At 71.9% G+C, this 16,935-nt stretch carries 20 protein-coding genes; 8 read left to right on the forward strand and 12 right to left on the reverse strand.

Annotated elements, in window-relative coordinates; genetic code table 11:
* Nucleotides 1–77 precede the first annotated feature (77 nt).
* Entirely contained in the window at nt 78–356 is a 279-nt protein-coding gene (locus ACNF49_RS03190) for a hypothetical protein (protein ID WP_482942747.1), read from the reverse strand.
* An 81-nt stretch (nt 357–437) separates the two neighbouring features.
* Nucleotides 438–704: a hypothetical protein gene (locus ACNF49_RS03195; protein ID WP_357966093.1), complete on the reverse strand. Its 267-nt coding sequence runs from the start codon at nt 702–704 to the stop codon at nt 438–440.
* Between the two features lie 169 nt (nt 705–873).
* Here ACNF49_RS03195 and ACNF49_RS03200 point away from each other — a divergent pair, with 169 nt between their 5' ends.
* Nucleotides 874–2,154 carry an esterase-like activity of phytase family protein gene (locus tag ACNF49_RS03200; RefSeq protein ID WP_482942748.1) on the forward strand — a complete coding sequence of 427 codons (1,281 nt, stop codon included), beginning with the start codon at nt 874–876 and terminating at the stop codon, nt 2,152–2,154.
* 9 nt (nt 2,155–2,163) lie between these two features.
* Here ACNF49_RS03200 and ACNF49_RS03205 read toward each other — a convergent pair whose 3' ends face one another.
* From ACNF49_RS03205 to xylA, 3 genes are read right to left on the reverse strand one after another with little or no spacing between them, the layout of a single operon-like run.
* Nucleotides 2,164–3,267, reverse strand: a complete 1,104-nt coding sequence (locus ACNF49_RS03205) for a Gfo/Idh/MocA family protein (protein ID WP_482942749.1) — start codon at nt 3,265–3,267, stop codon at nt 2,164–2,166.
* Between the two features lie 25 nt (nt 3,268–3,292).
* A complete protein-coding gene (locus ACNF49_RS03210; RefSeq protein ID WP_482942750.1) occupies nt 3,293–4,036 on the reverse strand; it encodes a sugar phosphate isomerase/epimerase family protein in 744 nt (247 codons plus the stop codon).
* Nucleotides 4,033–5,184, reverse strand: coding sequence for a xylose isomerase (xylA, locus tag ACNF49_RS03215; protein WP_357966083.1), 1,152 nt, complete (start codon nt 5,182–5,184; stop codon nt 4,033–4,035). The genes ACNF49_RS03210 and xylA overlap by 4 nt, the downstream gene beginning before the upstream one ends.
* Before the next feature lie 90 nt (nt 5,185–5,274).
* On the opposite strand from xylA, the gene ACNF49_RS03220 reads away from it, so the two are divergent.
* A complete protein-coding gene (locus tag ACNF49_RS03220) occupies nt 5,275–6,387 on the forward strand; it encodes an ROK family protein (protein ID WP_482942751.1) in 1,113 nt (370 codons plus the stop codon).
* Nucleotides 6,388–6,390: 3 nt separating this feature from the next.
* On the opposite strand, the gene ACNF49_RS03225 is transcribed toward ACNF49_RS03220, so the two are convergent.
* Nucleotides 6,391–6,906 carry a DinB family protein gene (locus ACNF49_RS03225; protein WP_357966078.1) on the reverse strand — a complete coding sequence of 172 codons (516 nt, stop codon included), beginning with the start codon at nt 6,904–6,906 and terminating at the stop codon, nt 6,391–6,393.
* Nucleotides 6,907–6,995: 89 nt separating this feature from the next.
* Here ACNF49_RS03225 and lysS point away from each other — a divergent pair, with 89 nt between their 5' ends.
* From lysS to ACNF49_RS03245, 4 genes are read left to right on the forward strand one after another with little or no spacing between them, the layout of a single operon-like run.
* Nucleotides 6,996–8,609, forward strand: a complete 1,614-nt coding sequence (lysS, locus tag ACNF49_RS03230; RefSeq protein ID WP_482942752.1) for a lysine--tRNA ligase — start codon at nt 6,996–6,998, stop codon at nt 8,607–8,609.
* Entirely contained in the window at nt 8,606–9,145 is a 540-nt protein-coding gene (locus ACNF49_RS03235; RefSeq protein WP_482942753.1) for an AAA family ATPase, read from the forward strand. The genes lysS and ACNF49_RS03235 overlap by 4 nt, the downstream gene beginning before the upstream one ends.
* Before the next feature lie 60 nt (nt 9,146–9,205).
* Nucleotides 9,206–9,934: a glycosyltransferase family 2 protein gene (locus tag ACNF49_RS03240; RefSeq protein ID WP_357966069.1), complete on the forward strand. Its 729-nt coding sequence runs from the start codon at nt 9,206–9,208 to the stop codon at nt 9,932–9,934.
* Between the two features lie 19 nt (nt 9,935–9,953).
* Nucleotides 9,954–10,916, forward strand: a complete 963-nt coding sequence (locus tag ACNF49_RS03245; RefSeq protein WP_357966066.1) for a ketopantoate reductase family protein — start codon at nt 9,954–9,956, stop codon at nt 10,914–10,916.
* On the opposite strand, the gene ACNF49_RS03250 is transcribed toward ACNF49_RS03245, so the two are convergent.
* Nucleotides 10,891–11,418 (reverse strand): DUF6886 family protein, encoded by a 528-nt coding sequence (locus ACNF49_RS03250; protein ID WP_357966063.1) that lies wholly within the window; start codon nt 11,416–11,418, stop codon nt 10,891–10,893. The genes ACNF49_RS03245 and ACNF49_RS03250 overlap by 26 nt on opposite strands.
* A 74-nt stretch (nt 11,419–11,492) precedes the next feature.
* Between ACNF49_RS03250 and ACNF49_RS03255 the strand changes: the two genes are divergently transcribed.
* Nucleotides 11,493–11,933, forward strand: coding sequence for a hypothetical protein (locus ACNF49_RS03255; RefSeq protein WP_482942754.1), 441 nt, complete (start codon nt 11,493–11,495; stop codon nt 11,931–11,933).
* A 2-nt stretch (nt 11,934–11,935) separates the two neighbouring features.
* Here ACNF49_RS03255 and ACNF49_RS03260 read toward each other — a convergent pair whose 3' ends face one another.
* The gene (locus ACNF49_RS03260; protein ID WP_357966058.1) at nt 11,936–12,349 is read right to left on the reverse strand and encodes a hypothetical protein; all 414 of its coding nucleotides are present in this window, start codon (nt 12,347–12,349) and stop codon (nt 11,936–11,938) included.
* Between the two features lie 62 nt (nt 12,350–12,411).
* Here ACNF49_RS03260 and ACNF49_RS03265 point away from each other — a divergent pair, with 62 nt between their 5' ends.
* Nucleotides 12,412–14,313, forward strand: coding sequence for a sensor histidine kinase (locus tag ACNF49_RS03265; RefSeq protein ID WP_482942755.1), 1,902 nt, complete (start codon nt 12,412–12,414; stop codon nt 14,311–14,313).
* Here ACNF49_RS03265 and ACNF49_RS03270 read toward each other — a convergent pair.
* From ACNF49_RS03270 to ACNF49_RS03285, 4 genes are read right to left on the reverse strand one after another with little or no spacing between them, the layout of a single operon-like run.
* Nucleotides 14,272–14,754 (reverse strand): NUDIX domain-containing protein, encoded by a 483-nt coding sequence (locus ACNF49_RS03270; RefSeq protein WP_357966052.1) that lies wholly within the window; start codon nt 14,752–14,754, stop codon nt 14,272–14,274. The genes ACNF49_RS03265 and ACNF49_RS03270 overlap by 42 nt on opposite strands.
* A gap of 10 nt (nt 14,755–14,764) precedes the next feature.
* Complete coding sequence (locus ACNF49_RS03275) at nt 14,765–15,631, reverse strand: hypothetical protein (RefSeq protein ID WP_482942756.1); 867 nt, start codon at nt 15,629–15,631, stop codon at nt 14,765–14,767.
* A 24-nt stretch (nt 15,632–15,655) separates the two neighbouring features.
* Nucleotides 15,656–16,396, reverse strand: a complete 741-nt coding sequence (locus ACNF49_RS03280; RefSeq protein WP_482942757.1) for an MBL fold metallo-hydrolase — start codon at nt 16,394–16,396, stop codon at nt 15,656–15,658.
* 10 nt (nt 16,397–16,406) lie between these two features.
* Complete coding sequence (locus ACNF49_RS03285) at nt 16,407–16,547, reverse strand: hypothetical protein (protein ID WP_352321299.1); 141 nt, start codon at nt 16,545–16,547, stop codon at nt 16,407–16,409.
* Nucleotides 16,548–16,935: the final 388 nt, after the last annotated feature.

The following is a 16,935-nucleotide window of genomic DNA, read 5'->3' on the forward strand; positions in this document are numbered from 1 at the left end:
TGGGGACGATACGGGACGACGCGTTCCCGTGCGACAGGCCGGCGCGTCCGAAGCGCGTCCGGCGTTCCGGCGGGTGCTCAGGCGGGCGAGGCCCCGGTGGGACCGGCCGGCGACTCGAAGGAGATCGACACGATGGCGCTGATGGCGAGGTTGTGCTCCCGGGCGCCGCCGGAGGCCCGGTCCGAGGACTCGACGGTGACGACGGAGTCGCCCCGGCGGGTGACGTGGCCGGTGAAGGAGTCGCCGCTCAGCAGGCGTACCGAGATGACCCGGTTCTCGTGGCGGGCGTTGTCGAGGAGCGCGATCCAGGAGGTGATGAGCCCGGTTCCGGGGGGTTCGAAGGGGTCTTGGGTCATGAGCACCCCTCTGCCCTGAACGAAGAGAAGGGAACGGCCCGGACCGGGGTCCTCACCGGCAGGCAAGGGACCGGAGGCGGCTCAGCCCGTGCAGCCCTCGCCCGACAGGGAGCCGTTCCAGGAGAAGGCCGTGCGGCACAGGTACGTGCCGGGGTCGGGGCCGGCCGTGATCGTGACGTTGACGTTCACGTAGCCGACGCCCTCGCAGTCCTGGCCGGAGATCGTGCCGTGGTCGATCCAGCCGAGGAAGCAGGTGTAGGAGCCGTCGGCGCGGGCGGCCTGCGCGGGCAGCAGCGAGCAGATGAGCGCGGCCGCCGCGGCGACGGCCGTACGCCGGATGAGGGTCACGACTCCACGCTAGGAAGCCCCCCGAAGGCCGCCTAGTACGACATGTCACCGATCGTCGTGAAATTTCGTGTGATGTCGTGGGACTAATTCACGCGCCCTTCAACGGCAGGACATCCAGCGCGGATACCTTTCGACCCTTATCTGTAGGTTTGCTGCCAAGGGAAGCGTCATGTCTCGTTCGTTCATCGCCCTGCTGGCCGTCGGCGCGGCTCTGGCCACCACCGTCGCCGCGCCCGCCGACGCCGCCTCGGGACGGCAGCCGCGCGTCCTGTCCGACGTGACGCTGCCCGCCCCCGACCTGGCCGCCTTCGAGCCGGACATCGTCAAGGACTCCCGCGGCGTCAAGCTGGGCGGCCTCGGCAGCGGCCTGTTCCCGGCCAGGCGCGCGGGCGAGTACTGGATGGTCACCGACCGCGGCCCGAACGGCGAGCCCAAGGTCAACGGGGAGAAGCGGCGCACGTTCCCGGTGCCGGAGTTCGCGCCGGCGATCGTCCGCGTGGCCGTACGGCACGGCGCGGCGCGCATCGTGGAGAGCATCCCGCTGAAGACCTCCGACGGCACCCCGATCACCGGCCTGTCCAACCAGTCCGGCCACGACGAGATCCCCTACACCTGGGACGGCCTGACGCAGCTCCCCTACGACCCGAACGGCCTGGACACCGAGGACATCGTCACCGACGGCCGCGGCGGCTTCTGGCTGGTGGACGAGTACTCCCCCTCGCTGCTGCACGTGGCGGGCGACGGCCGCGTCCTGGCCAGGTACGTCCCCAAGGGTCTGAAGCTCACCGGCGCCGGCTACCCGGTCCACGAGACGCTGCCCGCGATCCTCGCGACCCGGCAGCAGAACCGCGGCATCGAGGCGCTGGGCGTCTCGCAGGCCGAGCGCGCCCTGTACCTGGCCGTGCAGAGCCCGCTCGCCAACCCCGACAAGAAGACCGGCAAGGCGTCGAGCACGGCCCGCATCCTGCGGGTGGACCTGCGTACCGGCCGCCCGACCGGCGAGTGGGCCTACACCATGGAGAACGTGGCCACCTTCGACCCGGCGGCCGAGCAGGGCGACATGAAGATCTCGGCCCTGAACGTGCTGAGCCCCGGCCGCCTGCTGCTCCAGGAGCGCACCGACGCCGTGGCCCGCCTCTACACCGTGGACCTGCGCCGGGCGACGAACCTGCTCGGCGGCCGGCACGACGACCCGGCCACCACGCCCTCGCTGGAGGCGTCGCTGCCGTCGAACGTCACCGTCGCCACCAAGGCGCAGGCCGTGGACCTGGCGGCGATCCCCGGCCTGCCCGGCAAGATCGAGGGCGTCGCCCTGCTCGACCCGGTGACGCTCGCCGTGGCCAACGACAACGACTTCGGCCTCGGCACCTTCGACGCCGACGGCCGCCTGGTGGACTCGGGCGTGACCAGCCGGATCCTGACGATCCGCCTGGCCAAGCCGCTCTTCTGAGCCGTCCCGTCAGGACGACGTGTTCGCGCACGGGTCCCAATCGCCCGGAAGGAGCTCGGGAGCCGTCACGGCCGAGGTGATCGGGCGGAACTCGGCGCGTTCGCCCGACTCGGTGATGGCCGTCATGAGCTCCAGCACGTGCAGCGTCAGCTCGCCCGAGGCCCGGTGCGGCGTGCCCGCGCGCAGCGACCGGGCCAGGTCGAGCACGCCGATGCCGCGTCCGGCCCGGCCGGCGGCGACGGGCAGCTCGCGCCAGTCGGGGTCGTGCCGGCCGCGGGCCAGCAGCGGGCCGCCGAAGGTGTTGGGGTCGGGCAGCAGCAGGGCGCCTTCCGTGCCGATCACCTCGATCAGCTTGCGGCTGACGGGCGAGTCGAAGCTGAAGGTCGCGGTGGCGGTGGCCGTGCCGGGGAAGTCCAGCAGGGCGTTGACGTGGGTGGGCACGTCCACGGGGAAGAGGGTGCCGGCCTTGGGGCCCGAGCCGACGACCCGCTCGGCGCGGGCCCTGCGCGTGCCGCCCGCGACCCGGGCGACCGGGCCGAGCAGGGAGACCAGCGCGGTCAGGTAGTAGGGGCCCATGTCGAACAGGGGGCCGCCGCCGGGCCGGTAGTAGAACTCGGGATCGGGGTGCCAGGACTCCGGGCCCAGGTTCTGGAAGGCGACGGTGATCCCGACCGGCTCGCCGATCAGGCCGGAGCGCAGGGCGTGCGCCGCGGCCTGGAGCCCGGGGCCGAGGAAGGTGTCGGGGGCGCCGCCGACGCGCAGGCCCAGGTTGGCGGCCTCGGCCATGACCTTGGCCGCCTGGTCCATGTCCAGGGCGAGCGGCTTCTCGCCGTACACGTGCTTGCCGGCGCGCAGGGACTCCAGCGCGACGGCCGCGTGCGCGGCCGGGACCGTCAGGTTGACCACGATCTCGACCTCGGGCAGGGCGAGGATCTCGGCCAGGCTGCCCGAGGCGGGCACGCCGTGCTCGCGGGCCGCCGCGGCGGCCCGGCCGGTGTCCAGGTCGGCCACGCCGAGCACCCGCACGTCGGGGAAGGCGGTGAGGTTGCGCAGGTACTGGGCGCTGATCACCCCGGCGCCGACGACCGCGACGCCCACGGGCCCGCTGCTCATGCAGCCTCCAGACTGGTTCCGCTGCTCATGAGCCCTCCAGGCCGGTGAGGTGGGCGTGGCTGTCGGCGAGTGCGGTGAACAGGTCGGTCGCGCACGTGTCGAGCTCGACGATCCGCCAGGCGTCCGGCACGGCGGCCAGGATCTCGGGCACCGGCATCGCGCCCGCCCCCACCGCCGTGTGCGGCTCGCCCTTCACCACCGGCCCGTCCTTGACGTGCAGCGCGAGCGTGCGCCCGGCCAGGCGGCCGAGCAGGGCGGGCACGTCGGCGCCGCCCACGGCCGCCCAGTACGTGTCGATCTCCAGGAACACCTCGGGGGCGAGCAGGTCGGCCAGCGCCTCGATGGCGTGGCGGCCGTCGATGCTGGGCTCGATCTCCCACCAGTGGTTGTGGTAGCCGATGCGCATGCCGTGCCCGGCCGCCTGCTCGGCCAGGCCGTTCAGCAGGTCGGCGGTGCGCGCGAGGCCGTCGCGGGTGGTGAACTCGGCCTCGGGGACGCCGCCGGGGATGATCACCAGGTCGGCGCCGACCGTGGCGACGGCGTCGAAGACCTCGGCGGGCTCCTGGCTGAGCAGCGCGTACGCGTGCGTGCTGCTCACCGCGAGCCCCAGGTCGTCGATCACCTGGCGGAAGCCCTTGGGGTCGGCGGTCGGGTCGAAGGGCTCGACGGCGCCGTAACCGATGCCGGCGATGCGCTCAAGGGTGACGTCGCGGTCGGCGGCGAGCTGTTCCCTGACGGTGTAGAGCTGGACGCTGAGCGGCCTGGTCATCCACGGACCCCCATGAGGTGCTCGAGGGCGAGCTGGTTGAGCCGGGTGAAGTGGAAGCCGCGCCGGGCCGCCGCCTCGGGGTCGAAGTCGTCGGCGGCCAGGTCCTGCCAGGTCTCGCCCGCGGCGAGGGTGGGCCGGGCCAGCTCGTCCACGCGGGAGGCGCGCAGCGCCTCCTGAACCTCGGCGTCGGCGCGGAAGGCGCGCGACTTCTCCTTCAGGATCAGGTACGTGCGCATGTTCGCGGCGGCCGAGTCCCACACGTCGTCGGGGTCCTCGGTGCGCAGCGGCTTGTAGTCGAAGTGCCGGGGGCCGTCGTAGCCGCCGTTCTCCAGCAGGTCGACCAGGAAGAAGGCGCTCTTGAGGTCGCCGTGGCCGAAGATCAGGTCCTGGTCGTACTTGGGGCCGTGCTGGCCGTTGAGGTCGATGTGGAACAGCTTGCCGTGCCACAGCGCCTGGGCGATGCCGTGGACGAAGTTGAGCCCCGCCATCTGCTCGTGGCCGACCTCGGGGTTGAGGCCCACCATCTCGGGGTGCTCCAGGTCGTTGATGAGCGCCAGGGCATGGCCGATGGTCGGCAGCAGGATGTCGCCGCGCGGCTCGTTGGGCTTGGGCTCCAGGGCGAAGCGCAGGTCGTAGCCGCGGTCGAGGACGTACTGGCAGAGCAGGTCCAGGCCCTCCTTGTAGCGGTCGAGGGCCGCCTTGACGTCCTTGGCCGCGTCGGACTCGGCGCCCTCGCGTCCGCCCCAGCACACGTACGTGGTCGCGCCGAGCGAGGCGGCCAGGTCGATGTTGCGCATGACCTTGCGCAGGGCGTACCGGCGCACGTCGCGGTCGTTGCTGGTGAACGCGCCGTCCTTGAACACCGGGTGGGTGAACAGGTTCGTGGTGGCCATCGGGACCTTCATCCCGGTCTCGTCCAGGGCCTTGCGGAAGGCGGCGATCGCCTTGTCCCGGTCGGGCTCGACGGCCAGCAGGTCGTCGTCGTGGAAGGTGACGCCGTACGCGCCGAGCTCGGCCAGCCGGTGCACGCTCTCGACCGGGTCGAGCGCGGGACGGCTCGCGTCGCCGAACGGGTCACGTGCCTGCCAGCCCACGGTCCAGAGTCCGAAGGTGAAGCGATCGGCGGGTGTCGGAGTGAAGGATGACATTTGCTGACGTCCCCTACCTTTAGTCCATAATCTGTACATAATCCTGAGGAGGCATGCATGGTGGCGTCAAGGGGGGTCCGGCATGATTCCATGCGTGCCCGCAATCTGGCCGTGGTACTCCAGGCCGTCCACGGGCAAGGCCCGCTCACCAGGGCGGCGCTGGCCGAGCTCACCGGGCTGACCAAGACCACCGTGTCCAGCCTGGTCGCGGCCCTGCTGGAGGCCGGCGCGGTGAGCGAGTCGGGCGCGGTGCGCGACGGCGAGCGCGGGCGGCCCGGCGTGGCCGTGGGGCTGAGCGGGCACCGGGTGGCCGCGCTCGGGCTGGAGGTCAACATCGACTACCTGGCCGCCTGCGTGGTCGACCTCACCCGGTCCGTACGCCTGCGCCGCACCCGCCCGGCCGACAACCGCGGCTCCGACCCGGCCGGCGTGCTGCAACTGCTGCGCGACCTGGTCAAGGAGGTCACCGCGGAGGCCGAGGCGGCCGGGCTGCGGATCATCGGCGCCGCGCTGGCCGTGCCCGGCACGGTCGAGGGCGGCCTGCTGCGCAACGCCCCTCATCTGGGCTGGCGCGACGTACGGGTGGCCGACCTGCTCGGCCTGCCGTGCGCGGTCGACAACGAGGCGAACCTGGCGGCGCTGGGCGAGTTGTGGTTCGGCTCGCGGGCGACGGACTTCCTCTACGTCTCAGGCGAGATCGGCGTCGGCGCCGGGCTGGTCGTGGACGGGACCGTGTTCCGGGGGACGTACGGGCTGGCCGGCGAGCTCGGGCACGTCGTCGTGACCCCCGACGGCCCCGCCTGCCGGTGCGGCGGCCGCGGCTGCCTGGAGGTGTACGCGGGCCAGGACGCCCTGCTCGGCGCGCTGGACTCGGTCGCCGCCCTGGTGGACGCGCTGACCGAGGGCGACCGGCACGCGCTGGCCGCCTGCGCGCGGGCCGGGGAGGCGCTCGGGGTGGCGCTCACCTCGGCCGTGCACCTGCTGGACCCCGGCCGGATCGTGCTCGGCGGCATCTTCGCCCCGCTGTTCCCGTGGCTGGCGGCGCCGGCCCGGGACGTGCTCGCGGCCCGGCTGGGGCAGATGCGCGGCACGCCGCCCGCCCTGGTCGTCTCGGCCAACGGCGCCGACGCGGCGGTGCTGGGGGCGGCCGGGCTGGTCATCCAGCGGATCGTCGCCGACCCCGCGGACGTGCTGGGCCTGTGAGGGTCAGTAGTAGCCCTTGTTCCCGTCGACCAGCTCCCTGACGATGTCGAGGTGGCCGGCGTGCCTGGCGGTCTCCTCGACCATGTGGATCAGCACCCAGCGCAGCGAGGACGCCGCCGACCGGAAGTCGGGGTGCTTGCCGACGTCGTCGAGCGAGTGGGCGGCGACGATCTCGTTGGAGCGCTCGCACTGCTTGGCGTAGTCGTCGAGGAGCTGGGCCAGCGTGACGCCCTCGACCAGCATGTCGGCGTCTTCGGGCGCCTCCAGGAACTGCGGGTTGCCCTCGGCGCTGCCGCCCAGGAAGAGCACCTCGAACCAGCAGTGCTCGGTCCAGCGCATGTGGGCGACCAGACCGGCCACCGTCATCAGGGGCGAGGTCGGCAGGACCGGCCGGTGGGCGTCGGCCTCTGACAACCCCTCGCACTTCCACTGGACGATCGAGCGCTGCATGTCCAGCCAGCCGACGAGCTGGGTACGTTCGTCGGCCACGAAGGGCGGACGTACACGGGGTGGCGTCATGCGCCGGAGGCTACTGCAGGGCTCACCGGCAACGCACCGCATTTTCGGCCGGTTCGCGTATGACCCTGGCGAGCCGCGACAATGGCTCGATGGCGGAAAGTGCAGAGGCCGACTGGGTCTCCAGGTTCGCGGACGAGGTGATCTCCGAGGCGGAGCGTCGTGCCCCGGGCAAACCGATCGTCTGCGCCTCCGGGCTCAGCCCCTCGGGCCCCATTCACCTGGGCAACCTGCGCGAGGTCATGACCCCCCACCTCGTCGCCGACGAGATCAGGCGGCGCGGCCTCGACTGCGTGCACCTGCTGTCCTGGGACGACTACGACCGTTTCCGGCGGGTGCCCGCGGGCGTCGACCCGTCCTGGGCCGAGCACATCGGCAAACCGCTGACCTCGGTGCCCGCCCCGCCGGGCAGCCCGCACACCAACTGGGCCGAGCACTTCAAGGCGCCGATGACCGCCGCGCTGGCCGAGCTGGGCGTCGACTACCGGGGCATCAGCCAGACCGAGCAGTACACCTCGGGCGCCTACCGGGAGCAGATCCTGCTGGCCATGCGCGAGCGGTCGCGGATCGACGCGATCCTGGCGGCGTACCGGACCAAGGACGGCGGCCGGGAGGTGGCCGACTACTTCCCGTACAGGCCGTACTGCGAGCTGTGCGAGCGCGACCTCACCAAGGTCACCGCGTACGACGACGAGACGACCGAGCTGGCCTACACCTGCGAGTGCGGGTTCGGCGAGACCGTGCGCCTGGCCGAGCACGACCGCGGCAAGCTGGTGTGGAAGGTCGACTGGCCGATGCGGTGGGCGTACGAGGGCGTGGTCTTCGAGCCGTCGGGCGTCGACCACCACTCCCCCGGCTCGGCCTGGATCGTCGGCGGCCAGATCGTCGGCGAGGTGTTCGGCGGCGAGCAGCCGATCGGCCCGATGTACGCCTTCGTCGGCATCACCGGCATGGCCAAGATGAGCAGCTCCAAGGGCGACGTGCCGACCCCGGCCGACGCGCTGGAGATCATGGAGGCGCCCGTGCTGCGCTGGCTGTACGCCCGCCGCAAGCCCGCCCAGTCCTTCAAGGTCGCCTTCGACCAGGAGATCCAGCGCCTCTACGACGAGTGGGACGCCCTGGCCCGCAAGGTCGCCGCCGGCCAGGCCCAGCCCGCCGAGCTGGCCGCCCACGCCCGCGCCGTGGGCACCGCCGCCGGGCCGCTGCCGGCCACGCCGAGCCCGGTGCCCTACCGCACGCTGGCCTCGATCCTCGACATCACCACCGGCCACGACGAGCAGGCGCTGCGCATCCTGCGCGACCTCGACGCCGTCGACGAGCTCGACCAGGCCCGCCCCCGGCTCGACCGGGCGCAGCGCTGGGTGGCCGACCACCTGCCCACTGACCAGCGCACCCGCGTGCGCGAGACGCCCGACCAGGAGCTGCTCGACTCCCTCGGGCAGACCGAGCGCGAGTCGTTGCGGCTGCTGGCCGAGGGCCTCGACGACTGGACGCTCGACGGCCTCACCGGCCTGGTCTACGGCGTGCCGAAGCTCCAGGCCGGCCTTGACGCCGACGCCAAGCCCACGCCGGAGCTGAAGGCGGCCCAGCGCGCGTTCTTCGTGCTGCTCTACCGGCTGCTGGTCGGCCGGGACACCGGGCCGCGACTGCCCACGCTGCTCATGGCGGTGGGCGCCGACCGGGTGCGGAAGCTCGTCGGCGGGTGAACGGCGTCGTCCTGGTCACCGGGATCTCGGCCGCGGGCAAGTCCACGGTCGCCCAGGCGCTGGCCGAGCGCCTGCCGCGGTCGGCCCACGTCCGGGGCGACACCTTCCGCCGCATGGTCGTGGGCGGCCGGGCCGAGATGACGCCCGGGTCGGAGGAGGAGGCGGTGCGCCAGTTGCAGCTCCGCTACCGGCTCGCGGCTCGAACGGCGGACTTGTATTTCGAAGCCGGATTTACAGCAATTGTGCAAGATGTGGTCCTTGGAGAGGACTTGGAGCGGTTCACCCGGTGGATCCGCACCCGTCCGCTCCGGGTGGTCGTGCTCGCGCCCGACGCCGCCGCCGTCGAGCGCCGCGAGCGCGAACGCGCCAAGACCGGCTACGGCGCCTGGACGATCGCCCAGCTCGACGCCGCTCTGCGGGCCGGTACGCCGCGGATCGGCCTGTGGCTGGACACCTCCGCGCAGTCCCCCGCCGAGACCGTCGACGAGATCCTCGCGCGGGCGGACGAGGCATTGGTCGGTGGAGATCGCATATAAGTAGGATCACTGCAAGGCAGTGTCAAGTGGGCTGCATGTGTGCAGGTGCACCTTGTACCCATGAACAAGCAGCCCTTCGCCGCCAGTGTCAGTGTCATCGTCCCCGCGATGAACGAAGCCGAGAACCTTCCCCACGTCTTCGCCACGCTGCCCGACTGGATCGACGAGGTGATCCTGGTCGACGGCAACTCGACCGACGACACCGTCGCCGTCGCGCGCAGGCTGCGCCCCGACCTCCGGGTCGTCGTGCAGAGCCGGCGGGGCAAGGGCAACGCCCTCATCGAGGGTTTCCAGGCCGCCCGGGGCGACATCATCGTCATGATCGACGCCGACGGCTCCACCGACGGCAAGGAGATCCGCTCCTTCGTCGAGACCCTCATCGACGGCGCCGACTTCGCCAAGGGCTCCCGGTACGCCCCCGGCGGCGGCTCCGACGACCTCAGCCCCATCCGGTCGCTGGGCAACAAGGTCCTCACCGGCCTGACCAACATGCTGTACGGCACCCGTTTCACCGACCTGTGCTACGGCTACAACGCCTTCTGGCGCGACCACCTGGACGTCATGGAGCTCGACTGCGACGGCTTCGAGATCGAGACCCTCATGAACGTCCGGGCCGCCCAGGCCGGCCTGGTCATCCACGAGGTGCCCAGCCACGAGCGCTCCCGGATCCACGGCGCGAGCAACCTGCACGCGGTGCGCGACGGCTGGCGCGTCCTGAAGACGATCATGCGCGAGCGTACGCGCGGCACCGCCCTGATGCCGCAGACCGAGGTGGCGCTCGCGAAGTAAGAAGTGACATTCTCGGACAATGCGCTACATAGTGATCGGAGCAGGAGCAGTCGGCGGCACCATCGGCGCCCGCCTCCACCAGGGCGGGCACGAGGTCGTGCTCGTCGCGAGAGGCGCGCACCACGAGGCGCTCGAGCGTGACGGACTCCGCCTGATCACCCCCGACTCCGACGAGACCCTGCGCATCCCCGCGGCCTCCGGCCCGATCCCCACCCGCGACGACGACGTGCTGATCCTGGCCACCAAGTCCCAGGACACCCTGGCCGCCCTCGACCCCTGGCCGGCGGACCTGCCGGTGGTGTGCGCCCAGAACGGCGTGGCCAACGAGCGCACCGTCCTGCGCAGGTCCGAGCGGGTCTACGGCATGTGCGTGTGGCTGCCCTCCCAGCACCTCGAACCCGGCGTCGTGGCCGCCTACGGCCGGCCGTACTCGGGCCTGCTGCACGTCGGGCGCTATCCCCAGGGTGTGGACGACCTCGCCGGGCAGATCGCCGACGACCTCGGCAAACACGGGCTGCTCGCCCGCGCCACCCCCGACGTCATGCGCTGGAAGCACGGCAAGCTGCTCAGCAACCTCGGCAACGCCGTCGAAGCCCTCGTCGGGCACGCCGACGGCATGGTCGAGCTGTTCGACAGGGCCCGCGCCGAGGCCGTCAGCGTGTTCGAGCACGCGGGCATCCCCTACTCCACCCCCGAGGACGAGCGCCGGGTGCGCGGCGACCAGGTGGAGGTCGTCCCCATCGAAGGCGTTCAGCGTGGCGGCGGGTCGTCCTGGCAGAGCCTGGCCAGGGGCAGCGGCTCGATCGAGGCCGACTACCTCAACGGCGAGATCGTCCTGCTCGGCCGCGAGCACGGCGTCCCCACGCCGGTCAACGAAGTGCTGCGCCGCGAGGCCAACCGGGTCGCCCGCGAGAAGCTGCCGCCCGCCTCGATGCCGGTGGCGGAGCTGACCGCGCTCATCGACGCGCGTTCCGCAGCCTGATCCCGCTGAACCGCATGCTGCTGCCCGTCACCTCGTGCCAGAACGGCCACAGGTTGTCCAGCACGCGCAGCTGGATCCCGGCCTGCTCGTGCAGCTCGAACAGGTCGCCCACCGGCTCGGGCGGCCCGAGCGGGACGACCGGCTCCCTCGACACCACGGCGTGCGGCGGGTCGCCGATCGGCGCAAATCCGGCCGCGGGCAGGCGGTAGGCGTACAGGCGGACGTCCATGATGGCCTGGAGCCAGGCGTACTCGACGGCGTGCACGCGGTCGCCGCAGCCCGCGCCGGCGATCCTGGCCACGTCCTCGTCGGTCGTGTCCGGCCCGCGCCAGGCCATCGCCCGCGGGCAGGCGCGCGGGAACCAGTGGTCGGGGCAGCGGTCGTGGCCGACCGCCCACACGTACGGCTCGCCGAGCGAGGACGTCTGCGCGACATGGGGCACGAACCGCTCGATGGTCGGGTCCTCGGAGAAGTGCAGCACCTGGCCTGGCTCGGGTCTCATACCCGCCATCATGCGCATACCCCGTCTCCGTCAGGGCAGAAGAAACGCGCTCTGACGACAAGGGGTGAGTTCGGATGGTCTTATTGGGTCTGATCCTGGTCCTGCTCGCCGGCGGCGCCGTCGCCTTGGTGGCGACGGAGGAGAGCTCCAGGTACATCCTGTTCGGCAACACCTACCAGCTCGACCACGTCCAGATGTTCCTCGCGGGAGCGGTCGCCGCGGCCGCCCTGCTGGCGGGGATCTGGCTGATCGGCGCCGGGTCGCGCAGGACGGCCAGGAAGCGCCGCAGGCTGCGGGCCGCCCGCGCCGAGGCGTCCGACCGGGTCTCCCGGCTGGAGGGCGAGAAGCGCGACCTCGAACGGCGGCTCGAACGCGACCGCAACCGCGCCGCGAACGACGGCGTGACGGACGGCCGCGTCGCACACGAACGGGTCGCGAGCGAGCGAGCCGCACACGAACGGGCGGACGGCGACCGGCTGGTGGCCGGCGGCCGTCCCGACGACACCAGGCCGTGAGCTCATGGGCGCGAGGGCAGCAGCTTGCCCTCGCGCCAGAGCGCGAACCCCGTGACCAGCGCTCCCACGCCTTCCCAGAGCCCCACGCCGAAGAACTCGCCCGGCGCCGCCCCCGTCAGCACCAGCGTCGTGAACACCGCGAACGTCACCAGCCTGAACGGCACGGTCCACCGGAAGAACGGCGTGTAGTCGGCGGATGCCGCGAAAACGTAATAGACCCCCATGTTCACCGCCGCCATCGACGAAGCCGCCATGTAGACCAGCGTGTAGTCGCCGGACGGGCGTACGTCGAGCACCTCGAAACCCAGCAGGACCAGCAGGGAGTCCGGCGACAGCAGCCCGACGAGCCCGAGCGCGAAGGCGAGCACGCCGAAGACGCCGATGGTCCAACCGGCGGTGGAACGCGGAAGACGCACAGAAATCCTTCCAAAGGGGGGTGTAATCTGCGAGGCGATCTCATCATGCACCCGGAGGTCGCATGCCCCCCACGCGTGGCCGTCCCATTGCTCTGAAGCTCCTGATCCTCCTGCTCGTGCCGCTGCTGTCCCTGGTCGGGCTGTGGGCGTTCGCGGCGGGCCTGACCGGCGGCGACGGCCTGCGCCTGCTGGAGATCAACAAGCTGGCCTCCAATCTGGCCACGCCGTCGGAGCGGATCAACGCCGAACTCCAGGACGAGCGGCTGGCCTCGGTCGAGTTCCTGGCCACCCAGCGCCGGGCGGACAAGCTGGCCAGGCAGCGCGGGCAGACCGACCGGGCCGTGGCGGCCTTCCGCAAGCTGGCCAAGGACCAGCGCGGGATGTCGCCCGAGATGCGCACGCAGCTCGACGCCCTCAACGCCAAGCTCGACCTGCTGGCCGGCATCCGCGCCAAGGTCGACGGCAACACGGTCGCGCCGCTGGCCGTGATCGACGGCTACAGCCAGATCGTGGACGCCTCCTTCCGCATGTACGACGCGATGGTGCTGGTGCCCGACATGTCGCTGTACCGGCAGGCGCGGGCCGTCACCATGCTCGGCGAGGCCAAGGACCTGGTCTCGCGGGAACGCGCGATGATCGTCGTGGTGCTGGCCAGAGGGCGGGTCGAGGCCGTCGAGCGGGAGGCGTTCACCGGGATGGTGGCGACCCGGCGGCTGCTGTACTCGCAGGCGCTCTCGCACCTGGACGGCGGCCTGCGCGGCCCGTACGAGCAGCTGGCCGCCTCGCCCGTCTACAAGGAGTTCCTCGACGCCGAGGACGCCATCCGGGGTCAGGCCGCGATGAACGGCCTGCCCGCCACCGCCGCCACCTGGGAGATCGACGGCCAGAACCTGTGGGCCGTGCTCGAACGCGACCAGGGCCAGGCCGTGGAGGGCATCGTGGCCCGGGTGACGCCGGCCGCGGGGAGCATCCTGATCAAGATCGGCGTGGCCGGCGGCGTGGGCCTGCTCGCCGTGCTCGCCTCGATCCTGCTGTCGCTGCGCTTCCGCAGGCGGCTGGTCCGCGAGCTGGCCGGGCTGCGCGACGCGGCCACCGAACTGGCCGAGGTGCGGCTGTCCGGGCTGATCGAGCGGCTGCGCACGAACACCCGTCCGCCCACGGCCGCCGAGGTCGCGCCGCTGGAGGTCAGGACGGAGACCGCCGAGGTCGCCGACATCGTGCGGGCCTTCAACCACGTGCAGTCCACGGCCGTCGAGGCCGCCGTCGACCAGGCCAGGCTGCGGCACGGCGTCAGCCAGGTCTTCGTGAACCTGGCCCGGCGCAACCAGTCGCTGCTGCACCGCCAGTTGCTCCAGCTCGACGGCATGCAGCGGGCCACCGAGGAGCCCGACCTGCTGGCCGACCTGTTCAAGCTGGACCACCTCACCACCCGCATGCGCAGGCACGCGGAGAGCCTGATCATCCTGTCCGACCAGGCCCCCGGGCGCGGCTGGCGCAACCCGGTGGCCATCCTCGACGTGCTGCGCGCGGCCGTCGCGGAGGTCGAGGAGTACGAACGCGTCGAGATCCTCCCGCCGCCGCAGACCGCGCTGCTCGGCGCGACCGTCACGGACGTGGCCCACCTGCTGGCCGAGCTGGTCGAGAACGCCACGCTCTTCTCACCCCCCAAGACCAGGGTGGACGTGCGCAGTTCGAGCACCCCGCACGGCCTGATGATCGAGATCGAGGACCGCGGCCTCGGCCTGCCCCGCGTCGAGCTGGACGAGCTCAACGACCGGCTGGCCAAGATGCCCGAGTTCGACCTGGCGCAGAGCGACCGGCTGGGCCTGTTCGTGGTCGGCCGGCTGGCCGCCCGGCACGACATCAAGGTCACCCTCGCGCCCTCGCCCTACGGCGGCCTGACCGCGATGGTCTTCCTGCCCTCAGCCCTCCTGGCCGACCAGCCGGTCCTCACCGGGAGCTAGGTAGGCCGTCCCGCCCGAGGCCCGCGCCCGCGCGACCGCCAGCAGCCGCCGGTGGCCGTGGGCGGGCAGCAGGCGGGCGGCCTCCTCGTGGGTGTAGAAGCCGTGGTCGTCCAGCTCCTCGGCCTGCAAGGTGATCACCGTGCCCGGCGGGAGCTCGCCGCAGTCGAACATGAAGTTGACCATCGCGTACGGCACGTAGGCCAGGCCGTCGACCCAGCTCACGGCGAGCAGCCTGCCGACCTCCAGCACCAGGCCGAGCTCCTCGGCGACCTCCCTGGCGCACGCCTGCGCCGGGTGCTCGCCCGCGTCGATGATGCCGCCGGGGAAGGACCAGTGGTCGCGGTAGTTGGGCTTGACGAGCAGGGCCCGGCCCCGCTCGTCCGTGATGTAGGCCGCGGCTCCGGTGACGACCCGGTTGACGGTGGACCAGAAATCGTTCACCGGACCCACGTTACGGCAGCACCTGCAGCAGGGCCTGGGTCCTGGCCCTGGCCGGTTCCTCGACCCGCTGGCTCTCCTTGCCTCCGGCGTCCAGCACGACCAGCGTGTTGTGCGCGCCGCCCGCCACGCGGACGACCAGCCGCCCGTCGGCCAGGTAGAACGCGCCGATCAGCCGGCCCTTGACGGCCGGGGTGAGCTTCCGGCCCGTCACCAGGTCGACCACGGCCGGCTTGAAGGCCGCCGGCCAGCTGCCGTCGCCGAGCGCGGCGGAATCGGCGGGGACCGCGACGACCGCGTTGCGGCCGTTCGGCGACAGGCTCTGCACGTGGGTGACGAGCTTGACGCCCTTGGCCCTGGCGGCCTTCCCGGTCCTGACGTCGAGCCGGTAGACGGCGTCGGCCTCGCCGGTGTAGCCCGCGAGGTAACGGCCGCCCGCCGCCCACGCCAGATGGCACACGCCCTTGGACGTGCCGAGCCGGCGCCTGCCGGTGCCGTCGGCCTTGACCGCCATGATGGTCTCGCCCTTGCCGACGTAGGCGACCTGCGTCGAGTCGGGCGACCAGACGGGGGTCAGGCACGGCGTGCCGCCCTGGAGCTTCGTGGCCGCGGTGACGGTCTTGGCGCCGTCCTTGACCTGGAGGTTGCCGCCGTCGGTCACCCAGGCGGCCTTCCTGCCGTCCGGCGAGACGGCGAACTGCGGCAGCGCGCCGATCTTGGCGAGGGTGCTCCACTCCCCGCCTTCGTAGCGGGCGAGCCGGTGGCCGTTGTCGGCGTAGACGGCGGCGCCCGAGAGCTCGGGCGCGCCGGCCGCCGACGCGGGGGTGGGGGCCAGCAGTGCGGCGCCGAGGGCTACCCCGGCCACAACACGAATCTTCATGACAGCCTATGGTGCCGTAACGGATCAAAGACGCATGAACGGCTCGCTGAAGTGCGCGGTGGCGATCGTCGCCCGCTCGGCCCGCAGCGCCGCCAGGACCTCGGTGCGCGTGCGCGCGGCCGTCTCCTGGTCGTCGTCGTAGACGTAGTGGATGCCCGGATCGGTCAGTTGCACCGGGTGGAGCACGAGGTCGCCGGTGATGGCCAGGTCGCCGACCCTGGCGATCTGGTGGCCGGGGGTGTGGCCGGGCGTGTGCTGGACGTGGATGCCCGGCGCGATCTCGGCCTGCCCCTCGACGACGTGGAGCTGGTCCTTGAGCGGGGTCAGCAGCAGGTCGGAGATGGCTCCGGAGGCCGAGTCCACCTCGGCCCGCTGGAGCACGTGGCGGGCGTTCTCGAACACCGGCCGGCCGCCTGTGACCGCGCCGCTCGCGTGGTCGCTGTGCAGGTGGGTGAGGACGACGGTGCCGATGTCGGCGGGCGTGACGCCCACCGCCGCCAGCTCGTCCGTCAGGACGCCGGGCACGGGCGCCCAGCCGGCCGCCGGGGAGTCCTCCCCGCCGATGCCGGTGTCGACGAGGGTGAGGCGGCCTGCGCCGTCACGCAGCAGGTAGCAGTGGAAGTGCAGGACCCACTGATCGTCCGCCGGGTCGGAGCCGGGGAACATCTCGGCGAGCGGGAGGCGGATCGCGGGGCCCATCGGGCCCACCGCGTCGCAGAGCGGCGTCACCTCGACGCCGGAGACGGTGATGGGGCTGTGCTTCATCCCGCCTAGGTTAGGCGGCGACGGGCTGCCGCGGAACGTACTCGTTCTCCAGGTCGGCGGCGTAGACGGCGCGGCAGCAGTGGGCGCACCGGTACATGATCGGGCCCTCGTCGAGCGTGTGCTGACACTGCGGGCAGTGGACGGTGTTCATGGTGATCCCCCAAGGAGCTCGGATGTGTCCATGGAACCCCCGCCGAGTTGCAGGGGTCCTGCATGTCACTTGACACGGTGCCGCTGCGCTGATGGGGGTTTGTGTGCCTTCGCCGCACCGCCGGCCGGGGGTCTTCCACACGGCGTGGTGCGATGAAGAACATTGTCACGCGTACGGGCCGGGACACGCGGCAGAACACACCAGAACCGTCCGGGAATAGTCCAAGAGGGCTAGGCGTTTGATGGGGCGGAACGTGTGGTATCTTCCCCACAAGCGTTGAGCTTCTGCTCCGCTGGTTTTCCTCGTCAAGCCCCGCCCAGGTTCTCCGGGCCCGGCTTCTTCATCGAACTCGCCGATCTCTGGTCGGCGCATCTCCCCCAAAGGGGCT

It is taken from the genome of Actinomadura sp. ATCC 39365, assembly GCF_054392275.1.